The sequence below is a fragment of the Methylobacterium sp. 174MFSha1.1 genome (genome assembly GCF_900116815.1).
GTDB lineage: Bacteria > Pseudomonadota > Alphaproteobacteria > Rhizobiales > Beijerinckiaceae > Methylobacterium.
In genome coordinates this window covers 135,962-158,744 of the sequence record NZ_FPCB01000019.1, presented here as the reverse complement: position 1 = coordinate 158,744, position 22,783 = coordinate 135,962, and the positions used below count along the sequence as shown (strand labels likewise).

The 22,783-nt window shown below is 70.0% G+C and carries 19 protein-coding genes; 3 read left to right on the top strand and 16 right to left on the bottom strand.

What is annotated here, in order from left to right:
• Window positions 1-7 precede the first annotated feature (7 nt).
• The gene (fghA, locus tag BM430_RS17895) at window positions 8-841 is read left to right on the top strand and encodes an S-formylglutathione hydrolase (RefSeq protein WP_093568594.1); all 834 of its coding nucleotides are present in this window, start codon (window positions 8-10) and stop codon (window positions 839-841) included.
• 7 nt (window positions 842-848) lie between these two features.
• Here the strand turns inward: fghA and BM430_RS17890 are convergent, their stop codons facing one another.
• From BM430_RS17890 to BM430_RS17875, 4 genes are all read right to left on the bottom strand, one after another.
• A complete protein-coding gene (locus BM430_RS17890) occupies window positions 849-1,835 on the bottom strand; it encodes an aldo/keto reductase (RefSeq protein WP_093568619.1) in 987 nt (328 codons plus the stop codon).
• Window positions 1,836-2,187: 352 nt separating this feature from the next.
• Window positions 2,188-2,802: a c-type cytochrome gene (locus BM430_RS17885; protein ID WP_244539532.1), complete on the bottom strand. Its 615-nt coding sequence runs from the start codon at window positions 2,800-2,802 to the stop codon at window positions 2,188-2,190.
• Window positions 2,799-4,025: a PQQ-dependent sugar dehydrogenase gene (locus BM430_RS17880; protein WP_244539537.1), complete on the bottom strand. Its 1,227-nt coding sequence runs from the start codon at window positions 4,023-4,025 to the stop codon at window positions 2,799-2,801. The genes BM430_RS17885 and BM430_RS17880 overlap by 4 nt, the downstream gene beginning before the upstream one ends.
• A gap of 170 nt (window positions 4,026-4,195) precedes the next feature.
• Window positions 4,196-5,701 (bottom strand): argininosuccinate lyase, encoded by a 1,506-nt coding sequence (locus BM430_RS17875; RefSeq protein WP_143132064.1) that lies wholly within the window; start codon window positions 5,699-5,701, stop codon window positions 4,196-4,198.
• A 159-nt stretch (window positions 5,702-5,860) separates the two neighbouring features.
• On the opposite strand from BM430_RS17875, the gene BM430_RS17870 reads away from it, so the two are divergent.
• Window positions 5,861-6,184 carry a type II toxin-antitoxin system PrlF family antitoxin gene (locus BM430_RS17870; protein WP_093568617.1) on the top strand — a complete coding sequence of 108 codons (324 nt, stop codon included), beginning with the start codon at window positions 5,861-5,863 and terminating at the stop codon, window positions 6,182-6,184.
• 4 nt (window positions 6,185-6,188) lie between these two features.
• Window positions 6,189-6,671: a type II toxin-antitoxin system YhaV family toxin gene (locus BM430_RS17865; RefSeq protein WP_093568592.1), complete on the top strand. Its 483-nt coding sequence runs from the start codon at window positions 6,189-6,191 to the stop codon at window positions 6,669-6,671.
• A 5-nt stretch (window positions 6,672-6,676) separates the two neighbouring features.
• Here BM430_RS17865 and BM430_RS17860 read toward each other — a convergent pair whose 3' ends face one another.
• The 12 genes from BM430_RS17860 to BM430_RS17805 form a co-directional block, all read right to left on the bottom strand.
• Window positions 6,677-7,492, bottom strand: a complete 816-nt coding sequence (locus BM430_RS17860; protein WP_093568591.1) for a M55 family metallopeptidase — start codon at window positions 7,490-7,492, stop codon at window positions 6,677-6,679.
• Entirely contained in the window at window positions 7,489-8,553 is a 1,065-nt protein-coding gene (locus BM430_RS17855) for a DmpA family aminopeptidase (protein WP_093568590.1), read from the bottom strand. The genes BM430_RS17860 and BM430_RS17855 overlap by 4 nt, the downstream gene beginning before the upstream one ends.
• Window positions 8,550-9,452 carry a glutathione ABC transporter permease GsiD gene (gene gsiD / locus BM430_RS17850; protein ID WP_093568589.1) on the bottom strand — a complete coding sequence of 301 codons (903 nt, stop codon included), beginning with the start codon at window positions 9,450-9,452 and terminating at the stop codon, window positions 8,550-8,552. The genes BM430_RS17855 and gsiD overlap by 4 nt, the downstream gene beginning before the upstream one ends.
• A gap of 7 nt (window positions 9,453-9,459) precedes the next feature.
• The gene (gene gsiC, locus BM430_RS17845) at window positions 9,460-10,380 is read right to left on the bottom strand and encodes a glutathione ABC transporter permease GsiC (protein ID WP_093568588.1); all 921 of its coding nucleotides are present in this window, start codon (window positions 10,378-10,380) and stop codon (window positions 9,460-9,462) included.
• Window positions 10,381-10,437: 57 nt separating this feature from the next.
• Entirely contained in the window at window positions 10,438-11,985 is a 1,548-nt protein-coding gene (gene gsiB / locus BM430_RS17840) for a glutathione ABC transporter substrate-binding protein GsiB (protein ID WP_093568587.1), read from the bottom strand.
• A 264-nt stretch (window positions 11,986-12,249) separates the two neighbouring features.
• A complete protein-coding gene (locus BM430_RS17835) occupies window positions 12,250-14,136 on the bottom strand; it encodes a dipeptide ABC transporter ATP-binding protein (RefSeq protein ID WP_093568586.1) in 1,887 nt (628 codons plus the stop codon).
• 3 nt (window positions 14,137-14,139) lie between these two features.
• Entirely contained in the window at window positions 14,140-15,084 is a 945-nt protein-coding gene (locus BM430_RS17830; RefSeq protein ID WP_093568585.1) for an isoaspartyl peptidase/L-asparaginase family protein, read from the bottom strand.
• Complete coding sequence (locus tag BM430_RS17825; RefSeq protein ID WP_093568584.1) at window positions 15,081-16,061, bottom strand: MurR/RpiR family transcriptional regulator; 981 nt, start codon at window positions 16,059-16,061, stop codon at window positions 15,081-15,083. Before BM430_RS17825 ends, BM430_RS17830 begins: the two co-directional genes overlap by 4 nt.
• 554 nt (window positions 16,062-16,615) lie before the next feature.
• On the bottom strand, window positions 16,616-19,759 hold the full coding sequence (locus BM430_RS17820; protein ID WP_093568583.1) for a rhamnosyltransferase WsaF family glycosyltransferase: 3,144 nt from the start codon (window positions 19,757-19,759) through the stop codon (window positions 16,616-16,618).
• A 75-nt stretch (window positions 19,760-19,834) separates the two neighbouring features.
• Window positions 19,835-20,899: a GSCFA domain-containing protein gene (locus BM430_RS17815; RefSeq protein ID WP_093568582.1), complete on the bottom strand. Its 1,065-nt coding sequence runs from the start codon at window positions 20,897-20,899 to the stop codon at window positions 19,835-19,837.
• Complete coding sequence (locus BM430_RS17810; RefSeq protein ID WP_093568581.1) at window positions 20,896-21,660, bottom strand: hypothetical protein; 765 nt, start codon at window positions 21,658-21,660, stop codon at window positions 20,896-20,898. The genes BM430_RS17815 and BM430_RS17810 overlap by 4 nt, the downstream gene beginning before the upstream one ends.
• Complete coding sequence (locus BM430_RS17805; RefSeq protein ID WP_093568580.1) at window positions 21,657-22,751, bottom strand: FkbM family methyltransferase; 1,095 nt, start codon at window positions 22,749-22,751, stop codon at window positions 21,657-21,659. The genes BM430_RS17810 and BM430_RS17805 overlap by 4 nt, the downstream gene beginning before the upstream one ends.
• Window positions 22,752-22,783: the final 32 nt, after the last annotated feature.

The window sequence follows — 22,783 nt, the reverse complement described above, 5'->3', positions numbered from 1 at the left end:
CGACATCATGGAAACAGTGTCCAAGGCCCGCGCGCATGGCGGCATCCAGGGCGTCTACCGGCACGAGGCCGAGACGACGCGCTGCCCGATGACCTTCGCGGTCTATCTGCCGCCGCAGGCCGAGACCGGAAAAGTCCCGGTGCTGTGGTACCTGTCGGGCCTGACCTGCACCCATGCCAACGTGATGGACAAGGGCGAGTACCGCCGCGCCGCTGCCCGGCACGGCATCGCCATCGTCGCCCCCGATACCAGCCCGCGCGGGCCGGACGTGCCGGACGAGCCCGACAACTGGCAGTTCGGCTGCGGCGCCGGCTTCTACGTCGACGCCACGCAGGCGCCCTACGACCGCAACTATCGCATGTGGTCCTACGTCACCGAGGAGCTGCCGGCCCTCGTCGCCCGCGAGTTCCCGGTCGATATGGGCCGCCAGGGCATCTTCGGGCACTCGATGGGCGGCCACGGCGCGCTCACCATCGCCCTGCGCCACCCCGACCGCTTCCGCTCGTGCAGCGCCTTCGCGCCGATCGTCCAGCCCTCGACCGCCGGCTGGTCGAAGCCTGCGCTGGCCAAATATCTCGGCGAGGACGAGGCCGCGTGGCGGCGCCACGACGCCACCGCACTGATCGCGGACGGCCACCGCTTCCCGGAATTCCTCGTCGACCAGGGCACGGCCGATTCCTTCCTCCAGGACGGCCTGCGCCCCTGGCTGCTCGAGGAGGCGTGCCAGAAGGCCGGGATCGGCCTCACGCTGAACATGCGCGAGGGCTACGATCACTCCTACTTCTTCATCTCGACCTTCATGGACGACCACATCGCCTGGGCGGCGGAGCGGATGCGCTAGACGGGTCTCAACTCCCGACTTTGTACACCGCCCCCATGGCCCCGGCCGGGTAGCGCGTCCCCGACGCGGCGCCCGCCGGCACGGCGGCTTCGATGCGGGCGAGGTCCTCGGGCGAGAGCGCGACCCGCAGGCTGCCGAGATTCTCCTCGACCCGATCGAAGCGCCGCGTGCCGGGGATCGCCACCACGTCGTCGCCCTGCGCCAGCAGCCAGGCGAGGGCGAGTTGCGAAGGCGTGCAGCCCTTGTCGCGGGCGATGTCTTCCACCCGCGCCACCAGGGCCCGGTTGGCGGCAAAATTCTCTTCCTGGAAGCGGGGATGCGCCGCGCGCCGGCCGTCGACCTGGGCGAGATCCTGGATCGTCCCGGTGAGGAAGCCGCGCCCGAGCGGGCTGTAGGCGACGAAGCCGATGCCGAGATCGCGGGTGGTCGTCCGGGTCGCCTCCGCCTCCTGGCGGTAGAGCAGCGAGTATTCGGTCTGCACCGCGGTGATCGGGTGCACGGCGTGGGCCCGGCGGATCGTGTCGGGCGAGGCCTCACTCAAGCCCAGGAAGCGCACCTTGCCCTGCTCGACGAGCCGCGCCATCGCTCCGACCGTGTCCTCGATCGGCACACCCGGATCGACCCGGTGCTGGTAGTAGAGGTCGATCACCTCGACGCCGAGCCGCTTCAGCGAGGCCTCGCAGGCCTGCTGCACGTAGGCCGGCCTGCCGTTCGTCCCGTTGGGCCCGCCCGGATTCTGGACCTGGCCGAACTTGGTGGCGAGCACGACGCGGTCGCGCAGGCCTTTCAGCGCGCGGCCGACCACGTCCTCGTTCTGGCCCCAGCCATACATGTCGGCGCTGTCGAAGAAGTCGATGCCGGCCTCGATCGACCGGCGGATCAGGTCGATCGACGCCGCTTCGTCGGCCTCGCCGTAGACGCCCGAGAGCGACATGCAGCCGAGGCCGAGGGTCGAGACGAGGGGGCCGGCGCTGCCGAGGCGCCGGTGGGGCAGGGCGGTCATCTTGGGCGTCTCCCGCAGCTGTGTCAGGATCTAACTAGGATGCGGGTCGCGCCGGTCGCCGCGATGGCCGGAGCGCGCATTGCCGCATGCTTCGGCGGGCCGGGACCCGGAGGACGACTAAATCGGCTAAGCCGAGCGACCTCTGGCACACAGGTCGACACCACTCCGTGTTATCCCGAGGCTCGCCGAAGGCGAGAACCCGGAATCCATAACCGCTGACGCTTCAAATAAGTCAGAACGCATTCCGCCTGGTTCGGCATCGTCAGCGGTTATGGATCCCGGGTTCCGCTTTCGCGGCCCCGGGATGACATCCAGGATGTCAGGTTCGTCGGGCAAATAGGCCCTACTGCAGCACAGCCAGATAATGCGCCAACGCCTTGATGTCGGCATCCGACAGCGAGCCTGCCACCTCGGTCATCGCCGCGCCGCCCGAGCTCGGGCGGGTATTGGCGCGGTAATCGCCGAGCGCCTTGGCGAGGTAGGCCTCGGGCAGCCGCGCGACGCGGGGCGCCGCCTGGATGCCGAGATAGGTGTCGCCGTGGCAGGCGGCGCAGCGGTGCTGGAGCGCCGCCGTCTCGCCGGCCTTGGTCAGGTCGGGTTGCGTGTCCGCCGGCGGCTTGGCGTCGGGGACGGGGAGGGAGGCGAAGTACTTGCCGAGCGCCCGGATGTCGTTGTCCGACAGGCCCTCCGCCACGCCCTGCATGATCTCGTTCTTGCGCCGGCCGGCGCGGAAGAACACCAGCTGCAACTGGATGTAGTTGCTCGAATGGCCGGCGATGGGCGGTGCGCCCTCGGCCAGGGCCTCGCCGTGGCAGGCGAGGCAGGCCTGCGCCACCTCCGGCGCCTCGGCAGCCAGGACCGGCGCGCCGGCGAGGAGAGCCAGGAGGCCGAGCGCGGCGCGGGCCGGCCCGGAGAACCTCCGGGCCGGCGGGCGGGCGCGAATTTGCGCGCCGCTCACTTGGTGTAGGCGATGCGATAGATCGCACCGGCCCAGTCGTCGGCCACCAGCAGCGCGCCGTCGGGCGCGACCAGGATGTCGGCCGGTCGGCCGGTATAGTCGCGGTCGCCCTTGAGCCAGCCGGAGGCGAAGGTCTCCATCTTGGCGTTCTTGCCGTCCGGATCCACCACCACCCGCTCGATGCGGCCGCCCTGGTACTTGTGGCGGTTCCAGGAGCCGTGCTCGGCGATGAAGATGTTGTTCTTGTACTCGGCTGGGAAAGACGAGCCGGTGTAGAACTTCATCCCGAGCGGCGCCACGTGGGCGCCGAGCTTCGCCACCGGCGGCGTGAACTCGGCGCAGGTGCGGCCTTGGGCGAATTTCGGATCCGGCATGTCGCCCTGGTGGCAGTACGGATAGCCGAAATGCTCGACGACCTTCGAGATCATGTTGAGCTTGTCGCTCGGGATGTCGTCGCTCATCCAGTCGCGGGCGTTCTCGGTGAACCAGTAGCGGCCAGTGCGCGGGTCGATGTCGCCGCCGACGCTGTTGCGCACGCCGAGCGCCACGATCTCCGCCGCCCCGGTCTTCAGGTCGACGCGGCGCACCTGCGACACGCTGCTCGGCGGGTTGCCGATGTTGAAGGGCGGGCCGAACGGCACGTAGACCCAGCCGTCCTTGTCGAAGGTCAGGTATTTCCAGCCATGCGCCACGTAGGACGGCATGTCGTCGTAGACGACGACCGGCTCCGGCGGCTTGTCGAGGTTGGCCTCGATGTTGTCGTAGCGGTAGATCTTGTCGATCGCCACGACGTAGAGGGCGCCGTCGCGAAAAGCGAGGCCGGTGGGCATGTTGAGGCCCTTGAGGATCGTCTTGACGACCTTCTTGCCGCCCTGGTCGACGATGGCGTAGACGTTGGTGGCGCCGAACGAGCCGACGAACAGCGTGCCCTTGTCACCGAAGGCCATCTGGCGCGCCTCGGGCACGCCGCTCGCGTAGACGCTGATCGTGAAGCCCGGCGGCAGCTTCACCGCCTTCAGGTTGTCGGCCAGCTCCTCGTCCGAGGCGGGCAGGGCGGGGTTCGCGGGCGGCGCCAGGCCCTTCTGGGCGGAGGTCTCGTCGCCGAGGAACCAGTCCGGCGGCGGGTTCTTCCAGAACGCCTTGCCGCTCGAATCGTACTGCTTGAGGCCTTGCGCAAGGGCGGTCCCGCCCATCAGGCCCGCCGCCAACAAGCTCGCTGCCATCCAGGTCGCACGGCGCGTTCCGGTTCTCACGGTCATGTCCGCCTCCTCCCGATGTCGTTCGCGGCGCCCTTCTGGGCGCTCGTCGCGGGCTTGCGCCGTGCGGCGCCGACCTCGCTTCGCCCACTGTCGAATTGGACGCAGGCCTTCGTCAAGGGGAGGGGGACGGTCGCTCAGTGCGGCGCCTGCGCCAGCAGCCTGCCGAAATCCCTGTCCAGCGACGCGAGGCCGGCGTCGATCCGCCCGCGCTGCTCGGCGATCCACGCCGCCTCTCCGGCCACCGCCCGGTCGGCGGCGTCGAGCATCCGCGCCATCTCGGCCGGCTGCGGCCCGCCGGTCGTCGCGCGGTTGCGCACGATCGCCACCGGGTCGAGGGTCTGGCGGAACTCCGCCTCGCTCATCGGCAGGGGGGCGGCGGGCAGGCTCATCTCGTGCAGCGTCCGCTCGTAGATGTTTTGCGCCTTCGCATAGGGAAAGTCGCTCGGCCGGATGTCGTGCGCGCGGGCGTAATCGACGATCTCGGACGCGAAGTGGTGGCCGGCGCGGAAGGGCAGGGCATAGCGGCGCATCAGCACGTCCGCCAGCTCCTGCGAGGCGGTCCAGTCGCTGTTGAGCTCTTCGAGGGCGCGCTCGGGACTGATGACGAGGGCGTTCAACGCGCGGTCCCACAATTCGAGCATCCGCGTCGCGCCGGCGAGCACGGCGGCGTTGTCGCGCACGGTCTTGGCGTCGCTCATCCCCGGCGGGATGTTGTGGGCCTGGATCGCGCGCCCGATCCCGAGCGACAGGACCCGCGAGGCCTCGGCCCGGGTGTCGTTGAGGAGGCCCGGATTGCGCTTCTGCGGCATCGCCGAGGAGACGTAGGTGTTGCCGCCGCCCTCCCGCAGGAGGATCCAGGGCCGCGGCTGCGCGTATTGCGTCATCACGTCCTCGACGAAGGCGCCGCAATGCAGCGCGATCGCGGTCGCGACGGCGCCGACCTCGACCGGAATCTCGGTCGCCGAGATCTGCGCGGCGTCGTAGGCGTTGTCGACGAGGGCCGGGAAGCCGAGATAGGCCGCCATCCGGGAGCGGTCGAGCGGCCAGCTCGTCCCGTTCAGCACCGTCGTGCCCATGGGCGAGCGGTCGAGGCGCGCGAAGGCCTGGCGCAGCCGCTCGGCATCGCGCGTGAGCCCGGCGACGTGGCCGAGGAGGTAATGGCCGTAGCTGTTGGCCTGCGCGGCCACGCCGTTGGTGTAGTTCGGCACCACCGTGCCCTCGTGCGCCCGCGCCAGGCGGACCATCGTGGCGGTGGTCTTGCGCAGGGCCTCGGCGAGCCGCAGCATCTCGTCGCGGATGATCGCCGCCCGCACGGTGGCGAGCATGTCCTGGCTGGAGCGGCCGGCATGGAGCAGCGTCGCCTCGACGCCCGCCGCCTGGATCAGCAGCGGCTCGAAGGTGATGACCAAGGTCGGCCGCTTCGCGCCGGGCTGGTCGCCGGCCCGCAGCACGGCGTCGAGCCCTTGCGCGATCCGCGGCGCGAGCGCGGGGTCGAGCAGGTGCTGCTCGGTGTTGATGACGGCGCTCGCCTTGTTGATCTCGCCGAGCCAGTAGAACTCGTCGCGGGGCGCGGCCTGGGGCGCCGCGAGGGCGTGGGTGCCGGCGAGCATCGCTCCGGCGAGCAAGGCGAATCTCAGCATCGTCCACCCTCCGGCGGATCCTTCGCGCCCGCCTGCCGACCGGGATAGCTGGCGGGGCAGGGTGGGCTCAAGCGCGGCGCGCGCGGGGCAGGGTCTCGCCGTTGCCAACAGCTCTTTCATTAAGTAAGGAATATTCCTTACTTAGTGATGGAGACGGCGATGCCGACCCTGATTCGCGAGCGCAGCAGGATCACGGCGAAAGGGCAGACGACGGTGCCCAAGGCGGTCCGCCAGGCGCTCGGCGTAAGCTACGGTGGCGAGATCGACTACGTCGTGAACGAGGACGGCCGGGTGAGCCTGCACGCGGCGGAGGAGACGGATCCGGTCATCGACGGGTTCCTGACGTTCCTCGCGCAGGACATGGCTCGCAACCCCTCGCGGATTGCCGCTTTCCCCGCCGATCTCGCGGAGAGTATCGTGTCACTGACAACCGGGATGACCGTCGATCTCGACGAGGAGATCGACGGCGACGTGACGCTCTGATGCCATGGTCGTCAACGGCTGGACGATCTTCGCCCATCCTCTTCTGCTCGACCAGCTCGAGAGGTTGACGGGGGCCGTCGCGAAGGCCAGGGCGGCCGACGCGACGGGCTACCGGAGGACCACGCAGGCGAAGCTCCTCGCCATGCTCGCCACGCTGATCTTCGAGACGATCCCGGCCGATCCGACGCGGCCGGAATACCGGCAGGGCAGCACGCTCGGCGGGGATCGGAAGCACTGGTTCCGAGCCAAGTTCGGCAACGGCCGCTTCAGGCTCTTCTTCCGTTATGACAGTCGAACGAAGATCATCATCCTTGCTTGGGTGAACGACCAGAACACGTTGCGGACCTACGGCGCGAAGACGGATGCCTATCGGGTCTTCAAGGAGATGCTCGACAAGGGTAACCCGCCCGACGACTGGCCGTCCTTGCTGGAGGCTGCCTCGGCGGAAGCCGCCATCGCGCGACTGAAGAAGGCCAAGCCGGAATAACGTCCTCAGCGCAGAAAACTCGACATCGCCGACAGGCAGTTGATCACCCCCACCGCCTCCGCGACGCTGCCAGCCTCGAAGCGCAGGGTGCTGCCGTCGAGGCGGTGCAGGCTCGGCCACTGGCAAAAAAGGTCGGCGAGGGCCGGCGTCTGCGCGCGGATCTCGATGCCGAGCGGCGCGGGGATCCGGAACGGCGGCGGCAGCGGCCGGGTCAGCGCGGCCGTCACCCCCGCCCGGATCGCCGCGCAAGACGCCTCCGGCGACAGGCTGATGCCGCTGTGGCAGCCGGTCGCCCGCTTGGTCTCGACGAAGACGGTCTCGGGAAACAACGCCCGGTTCTCGGCGATAAACACGTCGTCGCCGCTCGCCATCGCGATCGGCACGCCGAATTCGCCGGCGAGTGCGCCGTAGATGCCGGCCTCGCCGAGTTCCCGCCCGTTCAGCGCGATCGACGCGAAGGCGAAGCCGTTGACCGTGTGGGCGAGGATGCCCCGGCCATGGGCGCGGGAATGGTAGCCGACGAGGCAGACCGCATCGATGCCGAGATCCACCCCCGCCATCATGCCGAGAGGACGCGGCTTGCCCTGGATCGCCCTGGCACGCGGATCGAGGAGGTCGGCCGGCATGTTGCGGAAATCGCCGTGCGAATCGTTGACGAAGACCTCCTCCGCCCCGGCCGCGAAGGCGCCGGCGATGGCGGCGTTGGCCTCCTGCACCATCCAGAGCCGCGCCCGCTCGTAATCGGGCGCGCCGCGGCGGGTCTGGTCCGGGTGGACGATTCCGGCGACGCCCTCGATGTCGGTGGAGATCAGGACTTTCATGGCGCGTCCGGAGCGGGGAGGGCGGCCCAATCGGGCAGCACCTCGGTGAGGGCCTGGCGGGTGTGGCCGTTGCGGCCGGTCACCGTCTCGGCGCGCCAGAGCGCGTGGAGGATCGCCTGCTCGATTCCATCGGCGACCGCCTCGAAGAGCGGGTCGAGATGAGCCTCGTGCAGCATCGCGACCGCCGGCATCGGGGTGCCGGGATCCTGCGGCAGCGTGGTGGCGGTCGAGAAGGCGAGCGCGATGTCGCCGCTGCCGTGGCCGAAGACCGAGCCGGTGCGGGCCAAACCTGCGCCCGCCCGAAGCGCGAGGCGCCGGAGCTGGCGCGCGTCGAGGGGCGCGTCGGTGGCGATGATCAGGATGATCGAGCCTTTCTCAGGCTTCGCGACCGACTGGGCGGTCTCCAGCCGCTCGGCGAGAACCGGCCCGAGCGCCCGGCCGCCGACCCGCAGCTGCGACGGCCGGCCGAAATTCGCCAGAACCAGCGTGCCGACCGTGACCGCGCGCCCGCCGGCCTCGACCCGGCGCGAGGCGGTGCCGATGCCGCCCTTGACCCCGAAGCACGACATGCCGCGCCCGGCCCCCACCGCGCCCTCCGCCACGGTGACGTCGGCGCAATCGTGTGCCTGGCGGTAATGCGCCTCGGTGACGGCCATCCGGGCCATGTCGTTGAGGTGGCCGTCGTTGCACTCGAAGACGAGGGGGTTCACCGTCGGCAATTCGCGGCCGATGCCGGGATTGACCGCGAGCGCCGCCCGGATCTGGGCGGCGGCTACCGCCGGCACCCCGAAGGTGTTGGTGAGCGCGATCGGCGTCTCGAGGGCGCCGAGTTCCTCGAGCTGCATCAGCCCGATCGACTTGCCGAAGCCGTTCAGCACCGCGGCCGCCGCCGGCACCCGGTCGTGGTAGAGGTCGCCTTCATGCGGCCGGATCACCGTCACGCCGGTCTGGATCGCGCCCTCGGACAGCGTGCAATGGCCGACGGTGACGCCGGCCACGTCGGTGATCGCGTCGCGCGTGCCGCTCGGCAGCAGGCCGACGCGGGGAGCCGTGTCGCTCATGCGCGGTCGAGCTTGGGGTCGAGGGCGTCGCGCAACCCGTCGCCGAGGAGGTTGAAGGCGAGCACGGTCAGGAAGATCGCGAGGCTCGGGAAGATCGCGACGTGGGGCGAGGAGACCATGTCGGCGCGCGCGTCGTTCAGCATCGCGCCCCATTCCGGCGTCGGCGGCTGCGCGCCCATGCCGAGGAAGGACAGGCTCGCCGCGGTGATGATCGAGGTGCCGAGCCGCATCGTGAAGTAGACGACGATCGACGAGATCGTGCCGGGCAGGATGTGGCGCAGGAGGATCGTGCGGTCCGACGCCCCGATGCTGCGGGCGGCCTCGACGTAGGTGGCGCGCTTGAGGACCAGGGTGTTGCCGCGCACGAGCCGGGCGAAGGCCGGCACGCTGAACACCGAGACCGCCACCACGACGTTGACGAGGCTGCTGCCGAGGATGGCGACGACGCCGAGCGCCAGGAGGATGCCCGGGAAGGCGAACAGCACGTCGGAGAGGCGCATGACGATGCGGTCCCACCAGCCCTCGTAATAGCCGGCGAGCAGCCCCAGCACCGTGCCGATGAGCCCGCCGATGGCCACCGACAGGAAGCCGGTGGCGAGCGAGATCCGTCCGCCGAGCAGGATGCGGCTCAGGATGTCGCGCCCCAGCGGATCGACGCCGAGCCAGTGCGCGAAGGACGGGCCCTCGTTGAGCCGGTCGTAATCGAAGTAGTTCTCGGCGTCGTAGGGGGCGATCCAGGGGCTGAGGATCGCGAGCAGTACCAGCACGACCACGAAGGCGAGCGCCAGGACGGCGACGGGCTGGCGGCGGAACTTGCGCCAGAACTCGGACCAGGGGGTGCGCACCGCGCCGGGAACGGCCGCGACGGCCTTGGTCGTGGTGAGAGCGGTTTGGGTCACGGCCGGCTCACTTGTAGCGGATGGTCGGGTTGATCAGCCCGTAGAGCAGGTCGACGACGAGGTTGATCAGGATGAATTCGAGCGAGAACATCAGCACCAGGGCCTGGATCACCGGGTAGTCGCGCTGGTTGACCGAATCGACGAGGAGGCGGCCGACGCCCGGCCAGTTGAACACCGCCTCGACCACGATCGAGCCGCCGAGCAGGAAGCCGAATTGCAGGCCCATCATGGTGACGACGGGGATCAGCGCGTTGCGCAGGCAGTGCTTGGCGATGACGACCCGTTCTTTCAGGCCCTTGGCCCGGGCGGTGCGGACGAAATCCTCGCCCAGAACCTCCACGAAGGAGGCGCGGGTGAAGCGCGCCATCACGGCGGCCACCGCCGCCCCGAGGGTGAGCGAGGGCAGGATGTAGTGCTTCCACGATCCGGCGCCGACGGTCGGCAGCCAGCCGAGGCCGACGGAGAAGATCTGCATCAAGAGCATCCCGAGGGCGAAGGCCGGGAACGAGATGCCGGAGACCGCGAGCGTCATCCCGAGCCGGTCCGGCCACTCGTTGCGGTAGACCGCCGAGACGATGCCGATGACGAGCCCGAAGGCGACCGCCCAGGCCATGCTGGTCAGCGTGAGCAGCAGGGTCGGCAGGAAGCGCTCGCCGATCTCGGTCGCGACCGGGCGGCGGGTGCGGATCGAGACGCCGGCATCGCCCCGGGCCATGTTCAGGAAGTAGCGGCCGAACTGCTCGGGCAGCGAGCGGTCGAGGCCGAGTTCGGCGCGCACCAGCTCCACGGTCTGCTGGTCGGCATCCTGGCCGGCGGCGAGCCGCGCCGGATCGCCCGGCAGCATGTGCACGAACAGGAAGACCAGCACGGCGACGATCGCGAGCGTCGGCAGGAGGCCGAGGAGCCGTTTGAGGAAGAAGGTCAGCATGGCGCCGGAACGGGAAGGGAGGGGGAGGGGCGCCGTCTGAACGGCGCCCCGGATGCGTTACGGCGCGACCGCGACCTGACGGCTGTCGATGTTGCCGTCGGGCATGACCACCACGCCGGACAGGCGGGTGGAGGTGGCGTAGAGGTTCTGCTCGATGACGAGCGGCGCCCAGGGCGCGTCCTTGAAGATCTGCTCCTGCGCCTTGGCGTAGAGCTCGGCCTTCTCGGAATCGCTCGTCGTGACCAGGGCCTTGGCGATCAGGGCGTCGACCTCGGCGTTGCTGTAGTACGCCGTGTTGTTGAGCTTCGGCGGCCAGGCCTCCGTCGACAGCAGCGGCCGCAGGGCCCAGTCGGCCTCGCCGGTCGAGGACGACCAGCCGGCATAGTACATCCGCACGCGGGCGGTCTTCGGGTCGGGGGCGGTCTGCACCCACTCGACGCGCTGGCCGGGCTCGAGCGCCTGGGTCTGCACCTTGATGCCGACCTGGGCGAGCTGCTGCTGCACGAACTGGATCGCCTTCTGGGCCGTGCTGGTGGTGTAGGCGCTCCACAGGACGGTCTCGAAGCCGTTGGCGTAGCCGACCTCCTTCAGGAGCTGGCGCGCCTTGGCCGGGTCGTAGGGCCAGGCCTGCATCGGGTGGGCATAGAGCACGCCCGCCGGCACGATCCCCTTGGCCGGGCTCGCATAGCCGCTGAACGCCACCTTGGCGAGCGCCTCCTTGTTGATGGCGTAGTTGATCGCCTGGCGCACGCGCAGGTCGTCGAACGGCTTCTGCAGCATGTTCATGCTGATGTAGCGCTCGATGATCGAATCCTGCGCGATCACCTTCAGCTTCTTGTTCTCGGAGAGGGTCTTGGCCTGCTCGTAGGGCAGCGGCGAGGCGAAATCGGCCTCGCCGGTCTGGAGCATCGCCGCGCGGGTGCCGTTCTCCGGCACCGGCTTCCAGGTGATGCCGTCGACCTTCGGCAGGCCGGCCTGCCAGTAGCCGGCGAATTTCGCGCCCTTGACCGAATCGGTCTGCTTCCACTCGACGAAGGTGAAGGGGCCGGTGCCGACCGGATGGAAGGCGATGTCCTTGCCCCATTTCTGGAGCGCGGCCGGCGAGATCATCGCCGCGGAGGCATGCGCCAGCGAGTTGATGAAGGGGCCGAAGGGCTCCTTCAGGGTGATGCGCACCGAGAACGGCGAGACGACCTCGATCGTCTTGATCCGGTTGAACTGGTTGTAGCGGGCGAGGCGATTCTCGGGGTTCAGCACCCGCTCCAGGTTCGCCTTCACGGCGTTGCCGTCGAACGCCGTGCCGTCGTGGAATTTGACGCCCTCGCGCAGCTTGAAGGTGTAGGTGAGACCGTCGGGCGTGACCTCGTAGCTCTCGGCGAGCACGTTCTTGACCTTCAGGTCCTGGTCGAACTCGAACAAGCCTTCGTAGAACGACTTGGTGACCGCGGTCGTGAGCGTGGTGTTGGTGTTGTAGGGGTCGAGCGTCTCGGGCGGGACGCCGATGACGAGGACGGGATCGCCGGCCGCGAGAGCGGGAGCGATGAAGCCCCAGAAGAGGCCGGTGGCGAGGAGGGAGCGCGCGATCGTGGATGTGCTTCGGGTCATCGGGGGAATCCTCTGGAAATCTCGGAGCCTGTTTGAAGCAATCGATAGTCTTGACACCCACCGCGTCATTCCGGGGCTCGCCGCAGGCGAGAGCCCGGAATCCAGAACCGCGGATGGTTCAGGATCAAGCGGAATGCTCTCCGCCTTTTTCTGAGCGACCTGAGTTTCTGGATTCCGGGCTCCGCTGCGCGGCCCCGGAATGACGCGGTGGGTGTCAGTCATGGCGAGGGCAATCACGCAGGCTCCCGGGGTGAAGTCGGTCGGTCACGCTGCCAAGCCGCCGACCGTATGGCGGGCGGTCCAGTGGCCGGGGCCGACCTCGACCAGCGGCGCCACCTCCGGCTCGTCGCCGAGCGCCCGGACCGGGCTCGGGATCTCGCCGGTGAGGAGCCCGCGCGCCCTGGCGTGGCGGCGCGCCGGGTCGGCCACCGGCACCGCGGCCATCAGCTTCCTCGTGTAGGGGTGCTGCGGGTTCTCGAAGATCGCCCGGCGGGGGCCGATCTCGACGATCTGGCCGAGGAACATCACGGCGACCCGGTGGCTCACCCGCTCCACCACCGCCATGTCGTGCGAGATGAACAGGTAGGAGAGGCCGAGCTCGCGCTGCAGGTCGAGCATCAGGTTGACGATCTGGGCCTGGATCGAGACGTCGAGGGCCGAGACCGCCTCGTCGGCGACGATCACCTTCGGGTTGAGGGCGAGCGCCCGCGCGATGGCGATGCGCTGGCGCTGGCCGCCGGAGAATTCGTGCGGGTAGCGCACCCCTTGCGCCGGCGTCAGGCCGACCCGCTCCAGGAGCCAGGCCACCCGCGCCTCCGCCTCGCGCCGGGGCGTGCCGTGGACGAGCAGCGGCTCCATGATCGAGAAGCCGACGGTCAGGCGCGGGTCGAGGGAGGCGTAGGGGTCCTGGAAGATGAACTGGATGTTCTTTCGGAGCGCCTGGAGCCTGGTCGGGGGAAGGTCGCGGATGTTCTCGCCGGAAAACTCGATCAGGCCGCTCTGGCTCTCGACGAGGCGCAGCAGCGAGCGGCCGGTCGTCGACTTGCCGCAGCCGGATTCGCCGACGAGGGCCAGGGTCTCGCCGGCCTGGAGATCGAAGCTGATCCGCTCGACCGCGTGGACGCGCCGGCGCACCCGGTTGAGGAGGCCGCCGCGGATGTCGAACCGGGTGACGAGGTCGCGCACCCGCAGGATCGGCGGGCCGGGACGGCGCGTGTCCTGAGCGTCCTCGACGGGGGTCGCGGCCGGCGCCTCGGCCCGCAGCAGGTCGAACTTGCGCGGCAGGTCGCTGCCCGCCATGGCGCCCAGCCGCGGCACGGCGGCGAGCAGCGCCTTCGTGTAGGCGTGGCGCGGGGCGGCGAAGAGAGGACTTGCGGCGCCCTCCTCGACCTTGTCGCCGCGGTACATCACCAGCACCCGGTCGGCGATCTCGGCCACCACGCCCATGTCGTGGGTGATGAAGACGACGCCCATCTTCATCTCGTCCTGCAGGCTGCGGATCAGCTCGAGGATCTGGGCCTGGATGGTGACGTCGAGCGCCGTGGTCGGCTCGTCGGCGATGAGGAGCTGCGGCCGGCAGGCGAGCGCCATCGCGATCATCACCCGCTGGCGCATCCCGCCCGAGAGCTGGTGGGGGAAGCGGCCGAGGACGTTGCGGGCCTCCGGGATGCGCACGAGGTCGAGCATCCGCAGCGCCTCGGCGCGGGCGGCCCCATGCCCCTTGCCCTGGTGCACCCGGATCGATTCCGCGATCTGCTCGCCGGCGGGGAAGACCGGGTTGAGCGAGGTCATCGGCTCCTGGAAGATCATCGCGATCTCGGCGCCGCGCATCTCGCGCATCTCGGCATTCGAGGCCGTGGCGAGATCGCGGATCGCGCCGGAGCGGCGGCGGAACAGCATTCGCCCGGTGGCGATCTTGCCCCCGCCATGCTCGACGAGGCGCATCAGCGCCAGCGAGGTGACAGACTTGCCCGAGCCCGATTCGCCGACGATCGCCAGGGTCTCCCCGGCCTCGACGTGGAAGGACAGGTGACGCACCGCCTCGACCGTCCGCTCGGAGGTGGTGAAGCGCACGCTCAGGTCCGAGACCGATAGGATGCGCCGGTCGGGCAGGATCAGCGACGGGGGAGGGGAGGGGGGCAGAGCGGTCATCGGTCAGAAGATCGCGGTCGTGAGGCGGTCGCCGGCCCGGACGAGGCCGCGATACATGCCGGCGGTGTTGAACGGCATCGCGACCCGGCCCCGGGCATCGACGGCGATCAGGCCGCCCTGCCCGCCGAGCGGGGTGAGCCCGTCGCGCACCACGGCCTGCGCCGCGGTTTCCAGGTCCTGGCCCGCATAGGCCATGCGGGCGCAGACGTCGTAGGCCGCGGCCGCCCGGATGAAGACCTCGCCGGTGCCGGTGCAGGACACCGCCGCCGTGCGGTCGTCGGCATAGGTGCCGGCGCCGATCAGCGGCGAATCGCCGATGCGGCCGGGCCGCTTGTTGGTCATGCCGCCGGTCGAGGTCAGCGCCGCGAGGTGGCCGTTCCGGTCGAGCGCCACCGCGCCGACGGTGCCGAATTTCTGCCGCTCGTCGAGGGGCGCGCGCTCGTCGTGGTCGAGGCTGACCCGCCCGCCGGCCTGCGCGGCCTCGAGCTGGCGGCGGCGCGCCTCGGTCGAGAAGAAGCCGGGCTCGACCATCTCGAGCCCGTGGGCATGGCAGAATTCCTCCGCCCCGGCGCCGGCGAGCAGCACGTGCGCGCCGTCCTCCATCACCGCCCGCGCCGCCCGGCCCGGCCGCCGCACGCGGGTCAGCCCCGCGACCGCGCCGGCCCGCAGGGTCGCGCCGTCCATCACCGAGGCGTCGAGCTCGTGGGTGCCGGCGCTGGTGAAGACCGCGCCGTAGCCGGCGTTGAACAGCGGGCATTCCTCCAGGAGATCGACGGCGACCGCGACCGCCTCCAGCGCGCTGCCGCCGTCGCGCAGGCAGCGTTTGCCGGCGGCGAGGATCTCGGCGAGGGCCGCGTGGTAGGGCGCCTCGCCGTCGCTGCCGGCGGCAGACCTGGCGATCGTGCCGGCACCGCCGTGGACGACGAGGACGGGGCGGATGTCGGTCATGATTCGGGATCCGGGTCGGGGGAGAACGTTGCGCTTTTCGGGGGCCAGGCGGCGGAGCCGCTTCTCGGGGGCCAGGCGGCCGAGCCGCCTTTGGGCGGCCATGCGGCGTAGTCGCCGTCGAGCCAGGGTAGGACCGATTCGGTGAGCCGGGTCGCCGCGGCGACGAGCTCGCCCGAGGCATGCGCCACGGCGCTCGACAGGGCCTCGACCAGGGCCGCCAGACTGGCGTCGGAGGCGGCGAAGTAGCGGCTGTCGGTGCGCACGCAGAGGGTGATCGTGGCCTGTGCGGCCACCGGCGAGTGCGGCCCGTCGGTGAGGGCCAGCACCGTGGCGCCGCTCTCGCGGCTCTGCGTCGCCAGCCGCACCGTGTCGGCGAAGTAGCGCGGCGTGGCGAGCACGATCACGAGGTCGTCCGCCGTCAGCCGGCGCAGGATTCGGGCGGCGAAGGCCGGCCCCTCGACGGTGGCGAGCAGGTGCACGCCCTCCCGGGTGAGATCGAGGTTGCGCGCCAGAAGCCCTGCCGGCCAGGACGAGCTGCCGAATCCGACGACGTAGACGAGCCGCGCCGACCCGATCGCCGCCACCGCCCGCTCGCAGGCGCCGGCATCGAGGCTGCTCCTCGTCGCCTCCAGGTTGCGCGCGACCGCCGCGAAGGTCGCGTCGAAGACGCTCGCCGGATCGGCCGGCCGCTCCAGGTCGCCGCGCAGCTTCTCCACCGGCGCCAGCGCCCCCTCGAAGCCGAGGACCAGGGCGGCGCGGAACTGGGCGTAGCCCTCGAAATCGAGGGCGCGGGCGAAGCGGTTGGCGGTCGCCACCGAGACGCCAACGAGCTCGGCCAGCTCGGCCACCGGCAGGGTCGCGACCTTCAGCGGATGGGCGAGCACGTAGCGCGCCACCTCCCGGTGCGACTGGCTCAGGCCCGGGAAGCTGCGGGCGATGCGCTGCGCGACGGACGCGTCGTCGGGGGGAGGCGTCACGGCCCCGCTCTCCCGCCTGCTCTCCCGCCCAGGTGATCGAAAAATCTCATGGACGCGATAGAGGCGAGATTTTTATGCCGATTGCAAGCCCGGGGGGTGGCGGGATTGCGGGCAGGGGCGGCCCGGATTGGCGGCAGGGGCCGCGGGTCGCGCCTTGCCGTCCGGCGCGGCGAGGGGAGTACACGCTTTGGATCTATTGGATTTTCTGAGAGCTTTTTTGATTGACCGCTACAGACTTGGCATGCTCCGCGTCATTCCGGTGCCGCGCAGCGGAACCCGGAATCCAGAACCTCGGATGGTATAGGATAAAGCGGATACCTATCCGCCTCGTTCTATACGACCTGAGTGTCTGGATTCCGGGCTCCGCTGCGCGGCCCCGGAATGACGCGGAGGGTGTAAAAACTGTCGAGAAAGCCAAACACGCTCTCATTAAAAGTCGAAGCGCGCTCCACCTCGTCCGGCCGCGTCGGCGGTTATGGATCCCGGGTTCCGCTTTCGCGGCCCCGGGATGACGCCGAGGGTGTGAACACGACCAGAGACCGTCCCGCACGCCCTCAGAGGACCTGCCCCCCGTCGCGACGCGTACCCAGCCCGCGCACCGCCTCGGCGAGTTGCGGGATCATCGTGCCGAGATTGGTGTGGCCGCCGAAGAACCAGCCCGCTTTGTCCTGCCCGCGCCAGCCGATCGCCGGGTCGTCGGTCCAGGCGCCGGCCATGGCCCGCAACGTCCGGCCGACGGCATCGAGATCGAAGGACTCGAACGCCGTGATGTTGTCGTGCAGGCGGGCCATGTCCTTGTTGCCGTAGTTGTTCGTCAGCACGCGCACGCCCGCATGGGCCAGTTCGAGCGGCGGATAGCTCGGATGGGGCGAGATCATCAGCGACATCGCCAGCGCCGCCCGGGAAGCGAGGTCGCCGTAGCGCGCGAGGGAGAGGCGGCCGAGGATCTCGATGCGGTCGGTGCAGCGCAATTCGCCCGCGTCGAAATCCTCGCCGATCGCCACGAAGCGCCAGTCGCTCCAGAAGTCCGGATCCGCGTCGATCACCGTGCGCACGGTCATGTCGAGGAAGTGCAGGCAGTTCCGCTCGGCATGGGGCCGGGCGTAGAGCAGGACGATCTTCTCCTTCTGCGTGTTGCGGACGATGTGGCGGTCGATGTTCCGGTTGATGCCGGGATGCAGGACATAGCCGCCCGTGAGCTGATGGTTCGCTTCGAAGAACTCCTGCAGGAGGCCGGTGTTGAAGATCGGCAGGACCGTGTCGGGCTGGCGGTAGGTCCGCTCCGCCAGCGCGTATTTCGTCGACCACGGGTAGAACCCGCACTCGTAATCCTGCACTAGGTAGAGGAACTTCTCGGGCCGGACGGAGAAGAGTTCGGCCTGCTGGCGCAGGATGTCGAGGGCGCCGCTCGCCGTCCACCACGCCGTCGCGAACAGGATGTCGGTCTCGCGAAAGAACACCGGGTAGTCGTAGCGCCGGGACGCGTCGACGATCGTGTTCCGCCCGGCGACGTCCTGCGCGAGCGGCGAGACGATCTCGAACGAGGGCGGGGGATCGTAGTGAGGCCCGATGCTGACGTCGGTCACGACGATCCGGGCGTCGAACGCATCCTTGAGCGGCTCGCAGAGTGCGGCGAACACCTCGAGCGCCGTGGCGATCCCGGCATAGCCCTTCTTCTGGTCGATGAGCGGGATCAGCAGGTTGAGCCGCGGCTTCACGACGGGGCTCGGGCGCACCAGGTATTCGGTGCATTCCGGATAGTACTTGCGGGTCAGGCCGAGGTCGCGGTCCGTCGGCAGGAACCGGTTGCCGATCGGGCGGTCGGCACGGCGCGGCGCGAATGGCGCCCCGTCGGCGGCCGGGCGCTGGACGACCCACTCGTACCCGGCCATCTCGACGAAGGAGAAGAAGCTCCGCTCGATCGCGTGCGCCAGGGTGCCGTCGACCTGGCCCGCCTCCGGGTCGAAGTGGCAATAGTCGAGCTCGAGATCGAGCAGCCTCGCGAGCGCCTTCGGCTTGAACCAGAACATCGATCCGCTGGGAAAGTCGAGCACGGCCTCGGTGCCGATCCGCTCGCCGCAGAGCCGGAACAGGCGCGAGACGGTGTCGAAATTGCCGCCCCACTGGATCAGCGGCTTGATCGGCCCGTAATGGTCCGGCGCCACCGCCCCGATCTCAGGCCGCGCCAGCGCCGACAGGATCGCCGCGACGACGGAAGGCGTGCCGAGATTCGCCTCGAACAGGTAGTCGCGCCACTGGTCGAAGCCGCCCTCGTAATGCGTCGACTTCTTGGTGTGGATGTGGAGCGCGACGTCGCAGGTCCTGAGCACGTCGCGGAACGCCACCACGAGCGGCGCGATATCGCGCCCGCGATTCGGCACGACGCGGATGACGAAGGGGTGCTGCGACCGTTCGGCGAAGACCGCGTTGATCCGCTTGGCGTCGCTCAGCGTCGTCGTGGAGATGTAGATCGTGCAGTTGCCGGGGATGTTGTTGGTGTAGCGCGCGACGTACTCGCTGAGATCGCTGTAGAAGATGTGGGCGAAGACGCCGATCGCGGCCTCGTCGGGCAGGTGCCCGCCGAGGGCGCCGAGGTCGGCGACGTCGATGACGGTCCGGCTCGGCGGGAGCGGCCGGGTCACCGTGTCGGGCCGGGAGGCGCGCCGCGGCCTCGCCCCGGAGTCGGAGAAGTCCGCGAGGTAGTCGGCCAGCGGGTTGCCGTCGGGACGGTCGGGATATTGTTCGCGGTAATAGTCCGGCTCGAACAGCGGATGCGGCTGCCGGCCCTCCCGCGCGCCCGACTTGGCGTAATGGGTGAGCGGCTCGACCCGGCTCTCCTTGATGTCGGGATTCTGCTCGACGTAGAACGCCGTCGAGAACAGCGGGTGCGGATCGATGCCGCCGGTTCGCGACAGCTCGAGATACTGCACGAGCGCGGGCAGATGCGCGACCTCCCGGTAGCCCCGATGCCGGCGGGCGCGCCTGCCGAAGAACGCGACGTCGAGCATCGGGCAGGGGCTGACGTCGGACGGCTTGGTCAGGTAGTGCTCGAGCGGGCTCAAGCCGCCGCAATCGACGGCGTCGCGATAGTGGCGCGAATCGAACAGCGGGTGCGGGTCGCGCGCGGCATGGCCGCCGTAGATGTAGTCGACGAGGCAGTTGGCGGTGCGCCCCATCCGGTAGGTCTCGCCGTACCAGCGGGTATCGAACAGCGGGTTGGGCTGGCAGCCGCGGTCGTGCCCCTCGGTCAGGAAGTGGTAGAACGGATCGATGTGGTCGATGTCCTTGAGATATCGCTCCGCATACCACCGCCCCCGGAACAGCGGATGCGGATCGTTGCCCTGCTTCCAGCCGGTCTCGATGTAATGGAACAGCGGATGGATGTCGCTGTCACCGTCCATGTAGGTCCAGCGATACCATTTCGCGTTGAACAGCGGGTGCGGGTCCGCGAGCGCCCCGGCCCCGAGCAGCGCGAAATGCTCGAACGGCGACAGGTCGTCCGCGAGGCCGAGACCGTGGGCGCCGGCGTACCACCGCGCGTCGAAATAGGGCGTCGGGCTCAATCCCCGCTGCCGGCCGACCTCCTCGTAATGCGTCGAGATCCGCGCATTGCTCATCACGAGGTTGTTCTGCTGGGCGTACCATTGGAAGTCGAAATGCTTCATCGTGGCGCCGGACTGGACATGCAGGACGGTCATCGTGCCCCCGTGGGTCGTTGCGTGCGGAAATCCGTGACGGTCGATCGGCCGTTGGCCCGCGACCGGTGCGGGACGTCAGGCGCCGAGCATCGCCTCGTCGCATTCGGCCGCGATCAGGCGGGCGAGGTCGCGGAACAGGCCGTCCGGCTGCGGGACGGGCGGGGCAGCGGCGGGCGGCGGCTCGGCCTCCCGGGTGGCGTTGCGGGCGAAGCTCGCCATGACCTGCGCCACGCCCTCGTCGCTCACCGAGCGCAGGTCGTCGAGCAGGTAGGCCCCGCGGCTCTGGATGCCGGTGATGATCTCGTAGGACGGGAAGTAGCCGATCGTCTCCGGGTGCCGGCGCGCCAGGATCTCCGCCGCGACCCGCAGGACCGCCTTGGAATAGGTGTTGGAGGCGAGCACGTGCCGGTCCTCGGCCGTCGCCGCCAGCGCCACCGGCGACACGGTGAGGATCAGCCGGGCGGCGGGGTTGACCGCGGTGATCAGCGCCAGGAACGCCTCGACGTCGGCCACGATCTCGTCGACCCCGAGATTGACGAACAGGTGCTGCGCCGGATCGAACCGGCCGGCGGCGACGCCCGGGCAGAGCGGATAGGCCGCGCCGTCGACCGCCGACACCCAGGCCTCGGTGAGCCCGAGGGTGAAGACCAGGTAGTCGAGCCCCTCGATCAGGCGGCGCACGCAGGCGAGGTGCCGCGCCCGGTCGGTCTCCAGCTCCTCGACCGACAGGAACCCGCCGGGCTGCACGGTCGGGCGGTAGGGATCGTACCAGCCGCCCTGCGGGCCGGACCAGGCGCGGTCGGCGGGCGTGAACAGGCCGAGGGCCCGCTGGACGAGCTGCAGCATCTGCCGCGAGGTGTAGACGTTGCCGTAGCGCGCCGAGAACTGGTCGTAGGCGCAAGATGCCGCGACGTTGGCGACGAAGGGGTGGGCGGTCTCGGTGATGTAGTGCGAGAAGCCGCGGGCGCGCAGCGCGCGCCCGATATGCTGGGCAAAGCAGCTTCCCGCCGTGGCGACCCGGTCCCGGCGGCTCAGCCGGAACGGGAACCCGATCCCCGGATCGACGGCCCCGGCCGCCGGCGCGGCCACGGCGTGGCGCCACTTGGTGTAGGGCGGCGCCTGCTCGTAGGGGTGCTTCATCGGGCGAGCCTCTCGATCTGGTCGGCGACGAGCGCGCCGTAGGCCTCGTTGGCGTGGGTCGAGCTGGTGGGGTGGGCGAGTTCGGGACGCAGGAAGCCGTCCGGGTCCATCGCCGCCTTCGGCGCCGGGACGAAGATGAGGCCGAGCGCCTCGCAGGCCTCGGCGAACAGGGTCGAGTGCAGCCGCCACATCTTCAGCCGCAAGCCCGCATCGGCCACTCGCGCCGCGGGGTGGCGCTCCAGGAAGTACGGGTCCATCCGGGCGCGGATCAGCGCCTCGTCGCGCAAGGGGGGCGGCGATTCGATGTGGAAGCGCAGCTCCGGCACCGCCGCCTGGGCGGCGTAGAGCATCGACAGGTCGCCCTCGTGGAGGATCTGCCGGACGGAGAGCCGGATGGTCGCGTAGGGGATCGGCTCGGCCCCGGGCAGGAGCGGCCCGGTCTCCCCCGGCATGTGGAAGTCGAAGGGCGGCTCCGTCGCCATCAGGGCGAGCACGTTGTGGGCGTTGCCGGCGATCGTCGAGATGCACAGCGTGCCCGGTCCGATGCGGCGGCGCAGATCCGCCTCGATCGCGGGGTCGAGGCGGATGCCGTCCTCCGTCGCCACCACCGGGCTGCCGCCCGAGGGCAGCCCGATCATGCCCCAGCCGACCGGCGCGGCGCGGGCCTGGAGCGCCGCCACGATGCACTGGGTGTGGCTGTGGCCGATCAGCAGGATGTCGCGGGCGGCGACGGCGGCGGGGCGGGGCTCGGCGAGGATCATGCGGGCTCGAGCTCCCCGGCGAGACCGGCGGCGACCTGCGCCGCGCCCGGCGCGGCCGCCTGCAGCCCGGCGATGATCCGGGCCTGGTGATCCATGATCTCCTGCGCCTTGATCCGGTCGCGCTCGAGGTCGCGGAAGCGCAGCTCGAGCTGCTCGTGATCGTGGCGGGACACGAAGCCCTCCGGCTCCGGCAGCGCGATCATCGCGTGGTGGAGCACCGGGGGCAGGCCGGCATAGGCGTCCTCCGGCAGGCTCCAGCCGTCGAGGCCGGTCGGGCTCGGCGGCGGGTCGTAGCGGTCGCCCTCGACCGGCCGCAGGTCGAGGCCGGGCGGGGGCGTCCAGACGTGTTCCTGCGGGACGGCCAGCACGTTGACCTCGCAGGTGCCGCCGAAAATGTTCAGAGGATAGCCGTTGGCGTTGCGCCGGTTGAACGGGTTGGCGACGTGCCAGCGCAGGCCGTAGCCGGCGTCGCGCAGGAGGGCGACGATCTCGGCGAAGTTCACCGGGCTCGTCTGCTCGAAGTAGATCACCGGCCGGTGGCGGGCGATGGTGGTCTGCGCGCCGAGCAGCACGTCGAGCTCCATCCCCTCGACGTCGATCTTCATCAGCCGGCAGGCCGGCAGGGCGAGGCAATCGGCCGTGAAGAGCGGAACCGGCAGGGCGGGCCGCTCGGTCTCCGGCGCGCCGACGACGCCGCGGAACGACATGCAGCCGAGATTGTCGGCGCCGTCCTGCGCCGCGGCGTCGAGGCGCATCACCCGGGTCTCGCGCCCGATCAGCCCCTCGATCCGGGTGATCCGGTCCATCCCGTTGAGGCGGATGTTGAGCGCGAGCACGTCGCTCGCCCGGGATTGCCCCTCGATGGCGATCACCCGGCCGGTCTCGCCGACCATCCGGCCGAACGCGACCGCGTGGCTGCCGACATTCGCCCCGATATCGAGCACGACGTCGCCGGGCCGGACGAAGTGCGAGACGAGGTGGATCTCCTCCTCGGCCCACTCGCCGTAATGGCGCAGGGATTGGCCGATGACGCGGTCCTCGGCGTAGTGCGCGAGGAGCCCGTGCCGGGCCTTGTGGACGCTGATGGTCATGCGGATGGTCCTGTCTTCTCTCGGGCAGCGCG

Coding starts and splice junctions, on each gene's coding strand:
- gsiB (WP_093568587.1), bottom strand. CDS start 11,985: ATGACCCGAAGCACATCCACGATCGCGCGCTCCCTCCTCGCCACCGGC.
- BM430_RS17865 (WP_093568592.1), top strand. CDS start 6,189: ATGGTCGTCAACGGCTGGACGATCTTCGCCCATCCTCTTCTGCTCGAC.
- fghA (WP_093568594.1), top strand. CDS start 8: ATGGAAACAGTGTCCAAGGCCCGCGCGCATGGCGGCATCCAGGGCGTC.
- gsiC (WP_093568588.1), bottom strand. CDS start 10,380: ATGCTGACCTTCTTCCTCAAACGGCTCCTCGGCCTCCTGCCGACGCTC.
- BM430_RS17820 (WP_093568583.1), bottom strand. CDS start 19,759: ATGACCGTCCTGCATGTCCAGTCCGGCGCCACGATGAAGCATTTCGAC.
- BM430_RS17805 (WP_093568580.1), bottom strand. CDS start 22,751: ATGACCATCAGCGTCCACAAGGCCCGGCACGGGCTCCTCGCGCACTAC.
- BM430_RS17810 (WP_093568581.1), bottom strand. CDS start 21,660: ATGATCCTCGCCGAGCCCCGCCCCGCCGCCGTCGCCGCCCGCGACATC.
- BM430_RS17830 (WP_093568585.1), bottom strand. CDS start 15,084: ATGACCGACATCCGCCCCGTCCTCGTCGTCCACGGCGGTGCCGGCACG.
- BM430_RS17875 (WP_143132064.1), bottom strand. CDS start 5,701: ATGCTGAGATTCGCCTTGCTCGCCGGAGCGATGCTCGCCGGCACCCAC.
- BM430_RS17860 (WP_093568591.1), bottom strand. CDS start 7,492: ATGAAAGTCCTGATCTCCACCGACATCGAGGGCGTCGCCGGAATCGTC.
- BM430_RS17815 (WP_093568582.1), bottom strand. CDS start 20,899: ATGAAGCACCCCTACGAGCAGGCGCCGCCCTACACCAAGTGGCGCCAC.
- BM430_RS17870 (WP_093568617.1), top strand. CDS start 5,861: ATGCCGACCCTGATTCGCGAGCGCAGCAGGATCACGGCGAAAGGGCAG.
- BM430_RS17835 (WP_093568586.1), bottom strand. CDS start 14,136: ATGACCGCTCTGCCCCCCTCCCCTCCCCCGTCGCTGATCCTGCCCGAC.
- BM430_RS17880 (WP_244539537.1), bottom strand. CDS start 4,025: ATGGCAGCGAGCTTGTTGGCGGCGGGCCTGATGGGCGGGACCGCCCTT.
- BM430_RS17855 (WP_093568590.1), bottom strand. CDS start 8,553: ATGAGCGACACGGCTCCCCGCGTCGGCCTGCTGCCGAGCGGCACGCGC.